Below are 16,295 nucleotides of genomic sequence, written 5' to 3'. Positions count from 1 at the left end.
TTTAGTTATTATTGCAGTAATATTTTTTGATTATAATCTAAAAGTATCATATCTAATTTTATACAGAAAAATCTTGGTAATGGGAGATAGATTACAGCGCAAATGGTAAATTGTATTAGAAATCATTGAAACTTAATTACCTATTTAATATCACTATTTGATTAATTTCGTTTTTAATCAAAAGAGCTTTAGTAGATAGATCAATAGTATTAAGTTCAATAGCCTTTTAACAGCCCTCCCCCCACCAACCTACCGACCAACACAAACCGCCTGAAATTTAAAGAGATCAGGCCCCCGCCCCTGCCCCATCCCCCATCTTCTCGATCTCCTCGTCCCTGAGCTTCTTCCTGAGGACCTTTCCTATCATGCTCATCGGGAGCTCCTTCTTGAACTCGTATATCTTGGGGACCTTGAAGACGGCGAGGTTTTTCTTGCAGTACGCCTTTATCTCGTCTTCCGTCATCGTCTCCCCCTCCTTCAGGACGATAAAGGCCTTGACCGTCTCGCCCCGGTACGGGTCGGGTATGCCGACCGCCACCGCATCCTGAATCTTCGGGTGGCTGTAGAGGACCTCGTCGATCTCACGGGGGTAGATGTTGTACCCGCCGGCGATTATCATGTCCTTCTTCCTGTCCACGATGTAGAAGAACCCCTCCTCGTCCCGCGTGGCTATGTCCCCTGTGTAGAGCCATCCGTCCTGCAGGGCTTCCCTCGTCTGCTCCTCCTTGTTCCAGTAGCCCATCATCACCTGCGGCCCCTTGATGACGACCTCTCCCGGCTCGCCGATCTTTACCTCCCTCTTGCCATCGTCGATGTCAACCAGTCTGCAGTCGGTGTTGGGGATCGGAAAGCCGACGCTGGCGGACTTGCGCTTTCCGAAAAAGGTGTTGGCGTGGGAGACTGGGGCCGCCTCGGAGAGGCCGTACCCCTCGATGATCCTCCCGCCGGTGAGCTCCTCGAACCTCTTCATCACCGAGACAGGGAGGGGCGACGCCCCGGAGAAGCACCCCTTGATCGACGAGATGTCGTATTTCTTGAGATCCGGGTGGTTGATGATCCCGACGTACATCGTTGGGACGGCGCAAAAGTAGGTCGGCTTGAGCTTCGGGATCTCCTTTAGGAGCATGTTCACGTCAAACCTCGGGATGAGCTGTATCTCCGCCCCCTGATATACCGGCATGACCGTGCACATGGTAAGCCCATAGATGTGAAAGGCGGGGATAACGGAGATGTGGCGCTCCTTGCCCATGACGGCGTTGGTGAAGTAGCTCCCGATGGCCACGGTGCAGGAAACGATGTTTTTGTGGGAGAGCATGACCCCCTTGGGGAGGCCGGTGGTACCGCCGGTGTACTGGAGGAGCGCCAGGTCTTCGTGTTTAGCCTCCTGGGTCGCCCCCTTGGGGTCGCTATTGGAAACGACGTCCTTGAAGTAGTGCACCCTCTCGTCCGGCTGAGCCGGCGCCCACATCCCCTGGAGCCTCGCGGCAACCGGGTAGAAGAGGGCCTTGAGCCCCGGCAGGTAGTCTTTCACGTTCGTCACGATTATCCGCTTTAATGGAACTTCGTCGGCGATCCCCTTTATCCTCTTCTCCCAGAGGATGTCGAGCGTAATAAGGGTCTCGGCGCCTGAGTCGTTGAACTGGTAGATAAGCTCCCTCTCAACGTAGAGGGGGTTGAACCCGACCGCCACGGCCCCCAGCTTGAAGGCGGCGTAAAAGGCGATCACCGACTGGGGGCAGTTCGGGAGGGAAACAGCGATCCTGTCCCCCTTTTTTACGCCCATCTTTTTGAGCCCTGCGGCAAACCTGTCCACGTGGTCTTTGAGCTGTGTATATTTCAGCCTCGCCCCCATGAAGTACGTGGCGGGATTATCGGGGTACTTTTCGGTGCTGTTCTCCAATATATCGTAGATGGTGATCTCGGGAATCTTCATCTCGGGCGTAACACCCTCGTCGTAGAACTGGTGCCATACTCTTTTCATGGATTTTTCCTCCAGATCGTATTTCTAAATTAGTTATTTGGTTATGATATTGCACAAAGGAAAATCTGTCAAGATAGCTAATTTTGGTAATATATGGAATTTTATTAATTGAGGAATCCTTTACACAAAGGATCAACAGATGCAGAGAATTCATTTTTAACGGGACAGGGCGAGCGGTCGAAGTCGGGGAATAGACCTTTTTTATTCAAGAATATTCATGACTTTGTTAATACGCGGGCTGCTCATTCAGATGAACCGAATAGAGATAGAAGCCGTTGATACACAATATCTTTCTCAAAAAACGGCCCTTCACAAGGGGGTCTTCCCCCTCCTTGTAAAGCCCCCAGATTTTCAAATCGCTCTCGGAAAAGGCGGAAAAGAAACCGGCCTTTTCCCTGGCGGATTCGGAGTCGATCGAAATGTATCTGAAATGGACGCCGGGCATTTTTTTATCGAGATCGCGGATACTTTCGATATTGTTAATGCGGATAATTCGAGAGCCGGAGTAGAAGAGGAAAATGTCGTTGCTGACCAGAAAGGGTGTAAGGTAGACGGTGTTTACCGGATCGACCTCGAGGTTTTTGACCGATTTGGCCATCTCGATCGTAAGGGGAAAGTAGTCATGCTGCGCCTGGCGACGGGCATAGATGAACAGGGACTGGGCCGCAAAGAGAGACACCAGTATTATAACGAGACCCCTTCTCCATTTGCCTGAAGAGTAGAGATAACTCCCGGCAAAACCCCCCAACAGGGCCAAGAACGGAGAATAGAATTCCATCCAGTGCTCATGGTTGATGGAGTGTTTTGGAAAGAGCGCTATGTTCAGCGTCCCGACGATGAAAAGGATTAGCAGCACACCCTTCTGCTCCCTCGTCATGCGGTGATCGGCGGTCGATTTGGGCTTCAATTTCATTCCGAGCAGGTCGCAGAAATACGCCAGGACCAAAAGGATCCATCCAACCGAATAGTATAACAGAATGTAGTAGCCGTTTTTCCAAAATACGCTCAAGAAGGAAAAATCCTTAGCGATCTCGCTCTTTTCGTAGACCCTCATAAGCTCATGGAGCCCATAGCTGTCGGTATAATGCATAACCGCGAGCATAAAAGCCGCAAAGGCGAGAAAGGCGACAAAATTCAGAATCACGGGGAATGCGATCCCCCTCTTCCCCTCCACCAAGAGATGATAAAGGAGGAGGGCCGGCGGCAGAAAATACGCGGGCCAATCCGTAAAGAGGCCCAACAGAAGGGTCAGGACTATGAAGGGATAATACAGCCTGTTCCTCGTTCTTATCCATAAGATGTAGAGATAGACGGTAAGGAGAACGAAAAACTTGGTGGCCACAAACATGTGGGGGAGACGCCCGTAATACGATTCAATCGGATTTATCGCCATGAACAGGACAACCAACAACGACGGCCCGGGCCCGTATATCTTGACCGCTATCATATACGTGAGGATAATCGACAGTATCGAGAATATTATTGGGACTATGCGTGTGGAGGCCTCGCTTTTTCCAAACAGGATATACGACCCGTACGTGATTATCTGGTTCAGTGGGGGGTGATTGATATAGTAGTTGAACGACAAGGGATCGGCCGAATTTACGCCTTTGACAATAATCGGGCCGGTCTCACCCAATCCGTATTCGAGGAAAAATGCGGCCGCGTTGCCGTTTGTCGCCCCGGAGCTGTCGTGAGCGCCGATCCAGGGCTCATCGATCTCGTAAAGCCTCAGCGATATTCCAAAAAGAAGAATACCGAGTAAGACTATTTTGATCGAAGCCTTGGTATTGCCGTTTTTCATAAAAAAACCGTTAATAAATTCTTTTCAATATCAACTATTCCGGAACTGCGGGCGCTCACCTGTCGGGGCATTACATCAACAAATATCTTTCAGTTATCAATACATACCTCTCAATCCAATCTCCCAATATTGGGCCTCCCCACGGCGCTGACCGTAAGCACAGACTCGACCAAGATATTCGCTCCCCCGCTCTCTATATTAATGTCCCTCCACTCCTCCTTTACCTCCACGTCCACCCCGCCTGATTCAACGACCTCGTCGGTTACGGCGGACTTGAGGGCGCCAAAAGCGTGCTCTCTGGCGTCGCTCAGCTTCTTGAAGGCCCTCCTCTCCTCCGGCATAAAGACGATATATCCTTCCAGATCGTCCGACCTTATCGACGCCTTCATGGTCGACATAACGACCCCCGACACGGCCCCCACGGCGTTGGCCACGCCGGCCTCCTCCGGCACCGAGTATTTGACGCCCAGGCGCCCGGCTGAAGGTCCAATGAATATCCCGGCGGGCGCCCCCACTGCTATTATCTCCCTTCCGAGGTTGATGTCCACAGATACAGGGTCTCCGTTTTCCGCGCCCGAGAGCCACCTCCTGACGGCGCCGGAGAGGACGCCGAATTCGTTAAAATTGATAATTCCGCCCTCCCCCCTTTTATCTCCGTCAACGGCGGCAAAGAGGATCTCAAGGACGATCCGCTCCCTGATGGCGTCCATCACGCGCTCAGCAAGACCGTCCGCCGAAATCCCGGCTGCCCCCGCCGCCACGCTTAGGGCGAGCCTTGACGCCTCGACGATTCCGATCTCGGACCTACCATCGGCGTTGAAAACGTCCGTTGGGGTAAGGCCAGCCCTCACCGCCGCCCCCATCCTGATCATCCTTTCCAGCACCCTCTCTACCCTGAACCTCTTTCTCCCTACCCCGAACTCCGACCCCGAGAGGGGGGAGATGGGGCTTTGTTTAAGCTCTTCGTACATCTCGACTACGTCTCTATCGAGATCCCTCCCTTTTGGCATAACGCCCGCCGCAAAGAAGTCGGTCGGCATGTAGCGGATTTTTCGGGCCGCTTGAATATCCGCTTCAGTCATGGAGTCGAGCATCCCAAAAACGACCGGGTATTGTTCGGCGAGCCTCCCTATCGGGAGGATTCGCCCCGGCCCAAGCGTCACCGCCTCGCTTAAGTCCCCGTAGTAGATGAAGCTGTCCCCGCCGAGGCCTACGGTCCTTACGTCCACGGCGCTGACGAATGTGCGGAACTTCCCGACCCTGGCGCCGGAGTCGGATAGCCTGGGGCGCCCGTCTCCCATGACCGCAATGTCCGACGTCGTGCCGCCGATGTCGATGATGACGCTGTCCTTAAGGCGCTCCCGCGGGACGAGTGCCCCTGCCCCCACCACCGACGCCGCCGGGCCGGAGAGGATCGTCTCGATGGGGCGTTTTCTGGCGGTGGACTCGCTCATGAGGGAGCCGTCCCCCTTGACGGCCATCAGCGGGGCAAAAATCCCCATCTCCAAAACGGCCCCCTTAACGGAATCCATGAGCTCAGAGATCAGTGGTATCAGACCCGCATTCAGGGCGGCGGTGGTCGCCCTGATGTCGGCGTTCAGATCCATGGAAAGCATGTGGCCCAAGACCACCGGCTTTTCGGTAATGGAAGATATTATCTTTTTGACCCTGTTTTCGTGTTCGGGATTTCTGACCGAGAAGTAGGAGGCGCAGGCGAAGGCCTCGACGTCTTTGTGAACCGACCTGACAAACCTCATAGCCTCTTTTTCGTCCAGCGGCTCGGCAACCTTCCCCTTAACGTCGTGGCCGCCCTTTAACCTCTTCGTTATGATCGTCCCGATACCGCCAACGGAGAGCTTTATCCCCTTGTCGTACCCCACGACGATGAGGGCCACGGGGCGCCCCGTCCCCTCGACGATGGCGTTTGTGGCTAGCGTCGTGGAGAGGCCGACCATCTTGACCCGGCCGAAGTCGCAGTCGCCGAGTCCCGAAAGGGACTTCCTGATACCGGAGATCAGGTCCCTGTGGGTGGTGGGGGCCTTCGATCGGGCCACGACCTTGGTCTTCGAGCCTCCGGCGGCGTCGATCAGGACCGAATCGGTAAATGTCCCGCCGGTGTCTATCCCTAAAAAGAGGGGTGATCCTTTAAGCCCCATTCAATCCTCCGATCATCCCCCTCATCCGCCTTCCCTGGCAGTCGACCCGGTCGCAAATATCACAGGGGGTCATGTCGAAGGTCCGGCCCTCCGGCCCAAGCCCGATTATCCCGGAGACGCTCTTCTTCGGGATCATGAGGTAAGACTCCGTCAGCTTTACCCCCACAGAATCCGCGTCCACGAGGCTAAAAAGCTCCCTCTGCTCCCTTATGTCCCAGTGACACTGGCCGGGGCCGTAGGGAGGGGTGGCGGAGAAGCCCCTCGGCTTCGCCTCCCGGTCGTAAAGCTCCCCTAAAAATAAAACCCTCGCCCGCATAAGCGCCACGATCCCCATGGTGTCGAGGATGAGGGCGGAGACGGTATCACCCTTGGAATTCAGCCTCTCAATCTCTTCGTCGATACCGATCCCGACCGTCCCGACGGCGACCGCGGCCATGACCGATCCGCTCAGAATCCTTTTCAATATCTGCCCCTTAAACTCGGCGTCCCCGATGCGGACAAATTCCCCGTTCACCTCTCCTATTTCGTGGACGCTGTAGACCGAGCGGGGCCTGACAAGATCGAGGCACCTCTCCAGCATCTTGTGGGCCGCTTCGAGGAGCCTTTTCGATGCGGGATTCTCGTCATTGTAGCCCATAAAGGCAAGGACGCCTTCAACATCTACGTCAATACAGTGTCCATCTATAATCGTCACTCTCGTTCTCCGATGAAGCAAACCTTAAGTCTACTAATTTATCACAGGCCCGAAAAAAGTCAAGGGGAGGGTGCGCCGGGATCGGATTTGCAGGGCGATAAGCTCGGACAAAATAATTCTTTAGTAAAATACTACTAATATATTGAATTTGAGATTTTAATTGCTATAATATTAATAGGATAAAAAGTCGCCGCATTGTTTTGCGGTTTTAGTTTAAAAACAACCGATATGGAGACAAATAGAATGATTGTAGGTTTTATATTAGTGATAGCGCTTCTGGTTCTTCTCTTTTTTGTTTATCAGAGGGGAGGACTCGATTTCCTGAGGGGGGGAGAAAACCCAGGGGAGATTCTCGACCGGCGCTACGCCGCGGGCGAGATCACGGAAGAGGAATACAAGCGGATGAAAAACACGTTAAACACATAATTGATGTTAAACCTCCACGAAAACTTTAATGGTTGGAGCGGTTGAATTAAAGTCGATTTTTTTGGAGGTTTAACGCAAAACGAAGATGATTAGGTCGGCTCCTTCCATGAGCCGGCTTGAGAATAGAAAGGAGAAAGAAGATGAACATTACGACAATGATTATAGATTTATCGGCCCCGGCGCTTCGCCTGTTCGACCTCTTAGGCGATAGGTGGTGCGGGGCGATGGGCGGAGGATACTGGGGCTGGGGGATGGGCGGCTTCTGGATGATAGCCTCAATCCTATTCTGGACGGGGATACTGACCCTTGCGGCGATTTTAATCTCAAGGCTCTTTGCGCGTAGGGGCGAGGCGAGAGTCGGCGGCGGCTCCGCCACACCGATGGAGATTCTCGACCGGCGCTACGCCGCGGGGGAGATCACCGAGAAGGAATATCTCAAGATCAAAAAGGGGCTGTCAAAAAAGTAGGAGTTTTTTAAGACGTGCCGCCGTCAACGATCAAGATCGGTGAACATCCACGGTCTCTGAGTTCCAATTTGAATAGTATCTGCCGGATTTGAGACGTGCCGGTTTCTAATCCGGCTTTTTTATGGCCCTCCCCGGCTCTGTCGGACTTATTACAAATCCGTGAACCGAAAAGACAAATCAAGATTTAGAGCCGATGATCCCGAGGATCGTGAGCATATCGCGGCCGGGGCACTCCTTCGCGTCGCACAGGTCACAGGGGGAGGCATGGGAGATCGCATCGATTGGGCCCAGACCCATGATCCCCGACCTGCTCTTCTTCGGTATCATGAGGCATGTCTCGGTGAGCGTCACCCCGATCGAGCCGGCGTTAACGAGTCTGAAGAGCTCCCTCTGCTCCCTTATGTCCCACCTGCACTCGCCGGGGCCGAACGACGGGGTAAGGCCATAGCCACTGGGGATTCCCTCCAACTCAAGTATCTTCTTGTAGATGCAGACGGAGGCCACACCGAGGGCGACCGACCCGAAGGTGTCGAGCATAACGGCCGAGAAGGTGTCCCCGCCTTCGATCAGCCTCTTGACCTCGCCGTCAATTGTCCCCCCCAGCGTGGCGACGAAGACCACCGCCCTCCTGGAGCCGGCGAGGACCCTTTGGAGGACCTTCCCGCGAAACCGCGACCCGTTGAGGCTCACGGTCCCCTCCCCCATGCCCGATATATCGTAGACCTCGTAGACGGACCTCGGCTCTACGAGGTCGAGGCATCTATCCTTCGCCTCCTCGGCGGCGGCGGCGATCCGCTTCGGGGCCTTCCTTTCGCCCCGGTACCCCATGATCTTCAAAACATCGTTAACATCGATGTCGATTTTGATGTCGCCAAGAACCGTCATTTTCACCCCTTCGATTTACGCATACAATAATATCACATTTTGGATAATAGTCAACGTCACGGCATTTTAACAGACTCACCGCAAAGATAGTAAGATTAGATGAAGTCAAGTAGATTTTTTAAAAAGAAAAACAGAAATAGCTTGACATGGGGTGAAAAGTAATATAGGATTTAAGCATATACTTAATTGGTCGGAGTCGCGAAAAGTAGATACACGCTTCGACTCTGAATGGAGTATTGGTAACAAAAATTTCAGTCGGGAGGTGCTTCTATGCGAACCTTTATGGCCGAGACGTTCAAGGCCTTCGGCGTTGAATCCCGGATAAAGATTATAGAGCTGTTAAAGGAGAAGGGGCCTATGGGGGTAAACGAGCTCTCTGAAACCTTGGGAATTACTCCATCCGCGGTTTCCCAGCACCTCAAGGTCTTGAAATTTACGGGGCTCGTCAAGAATCAGCGCCAGGGATGCTGTGTCCCCTACGAGGTAAACATCGATGCATTGGATAACTGCAGGGAGATGATCTCAAAGGTATGCAGCTGCAAGATGAACTGTATGGGAATGGCAAAGGAGACCGGCGCAGATAGAATCGATCGCCTGAGGAGATACGAGGGAGAGCTTTTAAGGGAGCTTGAGGAGGTCAGGTCAGAGATTGCCGATACGGAGGGGACCAAGGGAGAGGTGTAATTTTTTTGTCAAACTATTTTAGGAGTTACTTAAAGGCTTAACGAATTGATATTTATGGATGAAACATCAAATTTGAAAGGAGGTGAGCGAGATGGCCGATGAAAAAGTAGATGCCTGCAAGGAGAGGATGATCGAGATGATGAAGGATCCAGCATTTGTGGAGAAGATGAAGGAGATGATGAAGAAATCGAACTGCATGGAGAAGATGGGAGAGATGATGAAGGAGTGCGGCTGCTGCTGTACACCCGTCGAGGGCAAAGAGGACGAAGGCGCAAAGGCTTAGAATGGCCTGATGTTTCAGTCAGCGGGAACTCTCTGCCGATTCGCCGCATAAATTTTCGGGCTTGCTGAAAAGGGGAGCGGGGATGTTAAATCCCCCTCCCCTCTTTGTTTCTAATATTTTATGTAGTGACTGATTACTTCACCGTTTGATATCGAATCTCAATATAATCCCGAAAACGAGAATGGTGACATGGAGCCGCTTTAAAGCGCCGGCCCCGATCTCCCTACCCCGCCTTGGCTCGCTTTGGGTAGTGTTTTTCGACAACCTCGGTCAGCTCCGCCGGCGACGGTATTGAGCCGGGGGGGTTCCCGTAGAACTGGACTACTGCGTCCCCAAGAACGGAGAGCCTCACGTCCTCGACCATCTGTCCCGTGTTCAGCTCCACCACGAGGAAGTTCTTGACCTTCCCCGACAGCTTCTTCAGCTGGGCATCCGGGAAGGAAAAGAGTGTAATGGGCCGAAACAGCCCAATCTTGAGCCCCTTCTCCCGGAGCCTGTCGATAGCGGTCTTTACGATCCTCGATACCGACCCAAAGGCGCTGACGATAAGCTCGGCGTCGTCGGTATAATACGCCTCAAACCGGGTGTCTGCCGCCATGCTGTCGTATTTCTCCTTGAGCTTCCAGTTGTGCTCCGTCAGCTCCCCCTCAGCGAGGTAGAGGGATTTCAATATCCTCTGCTCCCTCCCGTCGGCGCCGGTCAGGGCCCAGGGTTTCTCGACCGGCGGGTTTATCTTCCCGTGTCTTACCATCGGCTCCTTTATCTGGCCCAGGATGGAGTCTCCCAGGATCATGACGGGGTTTCTGTATTTGTCGGCGAGGTCGAAGGCGTTTATGGTGAGGTCGTACATCTCCTGGACGGAGTTCGGGGCGAGCACTACCATCCTGTAGTCGCCGTGCCCCCCGCCCCTGGTCGCCTGGAAGTAATCCCCCTGGGACGGGTGGATTCCGCCCAGGCCAGGGCCGCTCCTTGAGATATTTACCACGACCCCGGGTATCTCGCTTCCCGCCATGTAGGATATCCCCTCCTGCATCAGCGATATCCCGGGACTTGACGACGAGGTCATCGCCCTCTTTCCGGTGGCGGCGGCCCCCAGAACCATATTTATCGATGCGATCTCGCTCTCGGCCTGAATAAAGGCGCCGCCCGCCTTCGGCAGGTGAAGGGAGAGGTACTCCGGAATGTCGTTCTGGGGAGTTATGGGATAGCCGAAGTAGAACTTCAGCCCCGCATCCAAGGCCCCCATGGCGATCGCCTCATTCCCCTTAATGAGATCCTTTTCTTGAGATTTTTTGCTCTCTTTCGGTTCAACCACTTTGGTCTCTCCTGTCATTTGAATACCTCGATGGCAACATCGGGACACATCTCAGCGCAGAGCGCACATCCCGTGCATTTTCCCTCCTCGTCTTCATAGAGTGCGGTAAAGTATCCCTTGCCGTTTGACGTATTGCCGATTACTATGATATTTCTCGGACACGCATCGACACACAGGCCGCACCCCTTGCACAGATCAAAATCGATTATAACTTTAGGCATCGTAAGCTTCCTGTCTCACTTCCATCCCGTTCCAATTTCCGGTTTATAGTCCTTGTAATTTTTATCAATCATAAGATCGCCCATCACCTTCAGGGCCTCCTCTTTCGTATTGTACCACTTTATCCTGATGCTCATGGTCCCGCCGTCAACCTCCTTGATGTAGGCGGGGTATCCGTCCGCCTTCAGCGATTTCAGGAGCTTGTCCGCCTTAGTTTTATCTTTGGTGGCAAAGACCCGGATGTAGTAGAGTTTGTTGTCGTCGCCGGTTTCGGTTTTAGCCACTTCATCCTTCGATCCCGGCGTTTCGCCCTTGGGCGGCGTCACATCTCCTGTCTTGTCTCCCGTATTTTCCCCTTCACCCAACTTCTCTTCGGTGATCCCGCCGTTCTCCAGCGTATCGTAAAAGTTGACCTTGGGCTCCTTCCCTTCGTCCGCTGTGTCCCCCTCGGTCCCCTCTTTATCCCCTTCCGAGAGGGGAAAGACCTTCTCCTCCCCACCTTCCTTTGCTATCAAGCCGCCGCCCTTCGTGGCGGTGGAGCGTCCCGTCATGTAGCCCGCGGCGAATATCAACGCCCCACAGATGATAGCGACCATCACGATGAGGGCCAAATGCCTGGGCTCGAGGCTGAACTCGTAGCTGTCCTTCGCCCTTCTGTAATCCCTCATCCTGTCGTCGTCATCGTCAGGGAAATACCTCAAATCGTTGTCTCTCATATCTCTCACTTTTTTATCCCCCTTTAAAAAAACAAAGAGAATAATCTAAGTGCGAACATTTTATTACATCCTTTCGGGCGCCGATATGCCCATAAACGTAAGGGCGTTTTTGATTACCGTCTTTACGGCGACAACAAAGGTTAGTCTGGCCGCGGTCAGCTTTTCGTCCTCCGTTATGACGCGGTGGTGGTTATAGTAGCTGTGAAATAGGGAGGCAAGCTCAAATACGTAAAACGTGATCCTGTGGGGCTCAAGCGACCCCGCCGCCTCCTCCACCGTCTCGGGAAACTCCGCGAGTTTTTTTATTACGGCCGCCTCTTCCGGAAGCGTGAGGCGTGTAAGATCGGCCGAATCCCTGATCCTGGAAACATCCATTCCCGCCTCCTCGGCCTGCCTCAAGATCGAGCATATCCTCGCATGGGCATATTGAACGTAATAGACGGGATTGTCCTGGGACCTCTTCTTGGCCAGATCCAGATCGAAGTCGAGGTGGGTGTCGTAGCTTCTCATCAGCATGAAGTAGCGCATGGCGTCCGTTCCCACCTCGTCAAGGACCTCTCTCAGTGTGATAAACTCCCCCGACCTCGTGGACATGGAGACCGGCTTTCCGCCCCGAATCAGGTTTACGAACTGGATCAGTATTATCTCCAGGTCGTCCGGGTCCCTCCCCATGGCCTTTACCGCCGCCTTCATCCTTACCACGTATCCGTGGTGATCGGATCCCCAGATGTTTATGACCTTGTCGAAGCCCCGGTCGTACTTGTCCTTGTGATAGGAGATGTCCGAGGCGAAGTAGGTCTTCTCCCCGTCGCTCTTTACCACGACCCTGTCCTTGTCGTCGCCGTGATCGGTCGTATTAAACCAGAGGGCCCCCTCCTTTTCGTATATTATCCCCTCATCCCTGTACTTTTTTATGGATTCGTCCACTTGTCCCTTTTCGTAGAGCCCTTTTTCGGAAAACCAGACGTTATAATCGACCCCGAAGTCGTGGAGGTCCCTTTTTATATCGTCCAGTATCAAGTTCAATGCGAAGTCGGCACACAGGTGGACGGCCTCAGTCTCATCCAATTTAAGGAGGCCTTCCCCCTCTTTTTCGGCCAGCTTCCCGGCTATCTCCCCGATATATTCGCCCTGGTAGTAGTTATCAGGATAGACAACTTCCCTCCCGAAATGTTCCAGGCAGCGGGAATATACGCTTCGCCCGAGGGTTCCCATCTGAACCCCGGCGTCGTTTATATAATATTCCCTTTCTACGTAAAATCCGGCCTTTGATAGAATTGAGGCGAGAACATCCCCCACCACAGCCCCCCTGGCGTGGCCTATATGGAGCGGGCCCGTCGGATTTGCGCTGACGAACTCGATCTGAACGCGCTGACCGTCCCCGACATCCGATCTCCCGTAATCCTCCTCATTAGACAGGACCTCCCTCAAGGAATCGTGCCAAACCGAATCATTAAGGGTGAAATTGATAAACCCGGGCCCCGCTACCTTGACATCCTTTACGATCGCCTTCGCATCGGAGATGTCATTCCCCTTGATGGCGCCTGCGATCCTGTCCGCAAGCTCCCTTGGATTTTTATTCTCCATCGATGCGAGAACCATAGCGATGTTCGAGGCGAAGTCGCCGTGCCGTTGATCTTTCGGCGTTTCGATCTGCGGCTCCGGCAAGAGCTCCGTACTTATTAAGCCCTCCTCCTTAAGATCGGATATTACAACCCGCACGATTTTGGCGAGCTTATTTTTTATCAAAACGAGCCTTTTCCCCCTCTATCGTTTAATGCTACTTCTTAATGTATTACTCTCCACTTTTTAAAAGACCCCCCCCTCTCACTCCCAACACCCTTAACCTCCCACCCCCGAACCTCCCACCCCCCCAACCCCTCGTCCTTCTCCCCCCTCCCCCGTTGAATATCGCCGCCTACCACTTCCAGTACTTATCCTTCTTTTTCCCGTCGGCCGCTCCCCCTCCATTCTCCATCAGATCCACATCAGGCTCTTCTTTTATGGAGAGGTCTTTTGTAAAGTCTGAACAATAGAGGGCCCCACCTGAGGAAGTAGAAAATTTCTTCTTGCAGTTTCTCCTCCATGCACAAACGGCACAGAGTTTCTTTTCGAGCGTCATGGCAAGCCCCCTCCCGAATTTGCTAAAACATTTTATTTATATTTATTTTTTTTGATCTTCTTATACCTGCTTCAGCTGATTGCTGTTTATGCTTGTATTTTAACACAAAAGTATTAAAGGGAAAACGAATTATTTCAATATAGAATCAATTAATCTTTAAACCCTTCTTTCATTTATAATTTGGCCCCAAACTTCTTCTTAATCCCGAGTTTAAGGGACGGGCACGACCTTTGCCCGTAAAGCTCGGGGCGACGGTCTTTAAAAAACGGCCACATCTCCCTTACCTCTTTGATCATCTTAAGATTAATCTCGAAGATGGAGACCCCGTCGTTCATTCCGGACGGCTCTCCTATCATCTCGCCGTTCGGGTCAACGCAGAAGCTTTCACCGTAGAAGTCCTGGGCCGTTTCGCTCCCCGTCCTATTTACGCGCATGGCAAAAAGCCCGTTTGTTATCGCATTTGCCGAGATGACCTTCTCCCACCTCTCGTGGGTCTTCATGGCGGCGGCCGTGGGAGCCACGATGAGCTCCGACCCTTTAAGCCCAAGGGCCCTGCTTCCCTCCGGGAAGAAATTATCCCAGCATATCTGGACGCCGAGCTTTAGATACTTCGTCTGAAAGACCGGAAACGGGTCTTTCGACCCCTTTCCGCCGCCGGGGGTGAAGTAGTCCTTCTCGAACCAGAGGGGCAATTGGGGAATGTGCACCTTTCTGTACTTGCCGAGATATTTTCCGTCGGCGTCTATAACCGCGGCGGCGTTGTAATATCTACCCCCACTTTTATTACTATCTCCATTTTTGACCCTCCCCCTCTCCACCTCGAGAATCGGAAGGACAACAACGGCGTCCATCTTTTTAGCCAGGGGGGAAAACTCCTCGACAATGGGGCCGGGTATGGTCTCGGAGAGCGGCGCGGGGTCCGCTTCCCTCGTGTGGGGAAACCACGGGAGATGGAAGAGCTCTGCGAAAGAGACGACCTTAACTCCCTCTTTGTGGGCGAGAGCGAGGAGCTCCTTCCCCTTTTCGATGTTTCGTCTGAGGTCTTCTGTGGCCCTAAACTGGATCCCTGCGATCTTGAATATTTCCAAAGTGGAAATTTTGGCCCCCGTTTGGCAAGTACCCTGCATTTTCCGCACCCCTCATGCCCCACCCCGCTGCGAATATATGATATATCTTAAAAAATTCATAGTCAAGACTTTTTAATTTGACTTTTTTAATTTCATTTTTTAGTCGATAATTCGTTTGACATTTGGTTTGACACGCCTTATAAAATCCCATAACATATTTTTTTAGAAAGCCTTGATCACAAATTCACTCATTATCGAACTATGGCCGAAGCGGGACACAAAATAGCCGTTATCCTGAACGGGAACGCCAGCCGGGTAAACAACCAGGTGGTCAAGAGGCTTGTCTCGATAGTCGGCGGCGAAAACCTCTACTACACGAGGGCGCTTGACGAGGTTGACGGAGCCGTAGCGGATATATTGAAAAAGGATTACGACATAATCTTCTCCGGCGGCGGCGACGGGACAATCGTGGGCGTCGTCACGGCGGTCGTGGACGTTAGCGGGAAAATGGCCGACAGCGGCGTCAATATATCGGTGCCCACAATCGGGATATTGAAGATGGGGACGGGAAACGCCTGGGCGTGGGCCACGGGGGTCAATAACGGGCTCAAACAGATAGAGGAAATCAAAAAAGGGGGCGGGTATTCGGTAACGACGTTCGATCTGCTCAAGGTTAAGGGCAGGCTCTGCCCCTTTGCTGGGATAGGCATCGACGCCCAGGTATTGAACGACTATTACGACCTCATGGAAAAGCTGTCCCAATCTTTTCTGGAAAGGTTTTTCGTCGGGCTGAACGGTTACATATACTCCTCTGTTACCAGATCGATCCCCGCGGTGAGGGCGATGACGAGAGGAGGAAAAGCGCCGGAAGTGGAGGTAAGGTTCACCGGCGATAAGACATTCAGGCTCAACAGAAATGGACACTATGAGGCGCTCGAAGACGTTATGGATCAGGAGGTCTTTCGTGGTCGGGCGAACATCGTGGCGTGCGGGACCATACCCTACTTCGGCTACGCATTTCGCGCCTTCCCCCTCGCCGAGGCGATGTCCGGGACCATGCACCTCAGGATCGCCAACGTCAGGCCCGCCGAGGCCCTGAGAAACATCCCGAGGCTCTGGAGAGGGACTTACAACGGCCCGGAGTTTACCGATTTTCTGACCGACGCCGTCAACATAAAATTCGACAGGGAGATGCCGCTGGAGGTGGGCGGCGATCCCCACGGCTATACCTCCGAGGTCGATTTCGAGGTGCCGGAGTTCAGGGTAAGCGTGATCTCCTACAAGGAGAAGGAGTCCTACTGGGAGCCGAGCGTGAAGTGAAAAAGAAAGAAAGCTTGACAACAACAAGGATGGGTGGCACTGACAAGCGCCGGTTAGTCAGTGTGGCTTTTGGAAATCGTGATGCCCTATGCCCCATGTCCCTTGATATAAGAACATCAAAACCGTAATTTCCGTTAAAGCGGGAAATTAGAAAAT

General features: G+C 52.9%; 16 protein-coding genes. 5 read left to right on the top strand and 11 right to left on the bottom strand.

Translation table 11 applies throughout. From position 1 onward, the window contains the following. Positions 1-286: 286 nt before the first annotated feature. The 4 genes from JW984_15400 to JW984_15385 form a co-directional block, all read right to left on the bottom strand. The gene (locus JW984_15400; protein ID MBN1574582.1) at positions 287-1,981 is read right to left on the bottom strand and encodes a long-chain fatty acid--CoA ligase; all 1,695 of its coding nucleotides are present in this window, start codon (positions 1,979-1,981) and stop codon (positions 287-289) included. 226 nt (positions 1,982-2,207) lie between these two features. Further along, positions 2,208-3,785, bottom strand: coding sequence for a glycosyltransferase family 39 protein (locus JW984_15395; protein ID MBN1574581.1), 1,578 nt, complete (start codon positions 3,783-3,785; stop codon positions 2,208-2,210). Positions 3,786-3,895: 110 nt separating this feature from the next. After that, complete coding sequence (locus tag JW984_15390) at positions 3,896-5,941, bottom strand: hydantoinase/oxoprolinase family protein (GenBank protein MBN1574580.1); 2,046 nt, start codon at positions 5,939-5,941, stop codon at positions 3,896-3,898. Further along, positions 5,931-6,635 (bottom strand): hypothetical protein, encoded by a 705-nt coding sequence (locus JW984_15385; protein MBN1574579.1) that lies wholly within the window; start codon positions 6,633-6,635, stop codon positions 5,931-5,933. The genes JW984_15390 and JW984_15385 overlap by 11 nt, the downstream gene beginning before the upstream one ends. 243 nt (positions 6,636-6,878) lie before the next feature. Between JW984_15385 and JW984_15380 the strand changes: the two genes are divergently transcribed. Together JW984_15380 and JW984_15375 are read left to right on the top strand one after the other, a co-directional pair. Then, positions 6,879-7,061, top strand: coding sequence for an SHOCT domain-containing protein (locus JW984_15380; GenBank protein ID MBN1574578.1), 183 nt, complete (start codon positions 6,879-6,881; stop codon positions 7,059-7,061). A 224-nt stretch (positions 7,062-7,285) separates the two neighbouring features. Continuing rightward, positions 7,286-7,528 carry an SHOCT domain-containing protein gene (locus JW984_15375; protein MBN1574577.1) on the top strand — a complete coding sequence of 81 codons (243 nt, stop codon included), beginning with the start codon at positions 7,286-7,288 and terminating at the stop codon, positions 7,526-7,528. A 177-nt stretch (positions 7,529-7,705) separates the two neighbouring features. Here the strand turns inward: JW984_15375 and JW984_15370 are convergent, their stop codons facing one another. Beyond that, positions 7,706-8,413, bottom strand: a complete 708-nt coding sequence (locus tag JW984_15370; protein ID MBN1574576.1) for a hypothetical protein — start codon at positions 8,411-8,413, stop codon at positions 7,706-7,708. A 270-nt stretch (positions 8,414-8,683) separates the two neighbouring features. Here JW984_15370 and JW984_15365 point away from each other — a divergent pair, with 270 nt between their 5' ends. Both JW984_15365 and JW984_15360 read left to right on the top strand, forming a co-directional pair. Further along, a complete protein-coding gene (locus tag JW984_15365; protein ID MBN1574575.1) occupies positions 8,684-9,097 on the top strand; it encodes a winged helix-turn-helix transcriptional regulator in 414 nt (137 codons plus the stop codon). 91 nt (positions 9,098-9,188) lie between these two features. Next, complete coding sequence (locus tag JW984_15360) at positions 9,189-9,380, top strand: hypothetical protein (protein ID MBN1574574.1); 192 nt, start codon at positions 9,189-9,191, stop codon at positions 9,378-9,380. Positions 9,381-9,603: 223 nt separating this feature from the next. Here the strand turns inward: JW984_15360 and JW984_15355 are convergent, their stop codons facing one another. The 6 genes from JW984_15355 to JW984_15330 form a co-directional block, all read right to left on the bottom strand. Beyond that, positions 9,604-10,713: a 3-methyl-2-oxobutanoate dehydrogenase subunit VorB gene (locus tag JW984_15355; GenBank protein MBN1574573.1), complete on the bottom strand. Its 1,110-nt coding sequence runs from the start codon at positions 10,711-10,713 to the stop codon at positions 9,604-9,606. Then, the gene (locus tag JW984_15350; GenBank protein ID MBN1574572.1) at positions 10,710-10,916 is read right to left on the bottom strand and encodes a 4Fe-4S binding protein; all 207 of its coding nucleotides are present in this window, start codon (positions 10,914-10,916) and stop codon (positions 10,710-10,712) included. Before JW984_15350 ends, JW984_15355 begins: the two co-directional genes overlap by 4 nt. Before the next feature lie 15 nt (positions 10,917-10,931). Beyond that, entirely contained in the window at positions 10,932-11,639 is a 708-nt protein-coding gene (locus JW984_15345) for an SPOR domain-containing protein (protein ID MBN1574571.1), read from the bottom strand. A 54-nt stretch (positions 11,640-11,693) separates the two neighbouring features. Further along, positions 11,694-13,376: an arginine--tRNA ligase gene (locus JW984_15340; protein ID MBN1574570.1), complete on the bottom strand. Its 1,683-nt coding sequence runs from the start codon at positions 13,374-13,376 to the stop codon at positions 11,694-11,696. Between the two features lie 172 nt (positions 13,377-13,548). After that, positions 13,549-13,752, bottom strand: a complete 204-nt coding sequence (locus tag JW984_15335) for a hypothetical protein (protein ID MBN1574569.1) — start codon at positions 13,750-13,752, stop codon at positions 13,549-13,551. A gap of 173 nt (positions 13,753-13,925) precedes the next feature. Next, positions 13,926-14,840, bottom strand: a complete 915-nt coding sequence (locus JW984_15330) for an acyltransferase (GenBank protein MBN1574568.1) — start codon at positions 14,838-14,840, stop codon at positions 13,926-13,928. Positions 14,841-15,080: 240 nt separating this feature from the next. Here JW984_15330 and JW984_15325 point away from each other — a divergent pair, with 240 nt between their 5' ends. Further along, positions 15,081-16,139: a hypothetical protein gene (locus JW984_15325; GenBank protein MBN1574567.1), complete on the top strand. Its 1,059-nt coding sequence runs from the start codon at positions 15,081-15,083 to the stop codon at positions 16,137-16,139. Positions 16,140-16,295: the final 156 nt, after the last annotated feature.

The organism is Candidatus Zymogenus saltonus (assembly GCA_016929395.1).
GTDB classification, from domain to species: domain Bacteria; phylum Desulfobacterota; class Zymogenia; order Zymogenales; family Zymogenaceae; genus Zymogenus; species Zymogenus saltonus.
Note: the sequence above shows the minus strand (reverse complement) of the source record. Positions and strands in the feature narration are given on the sequence as shown.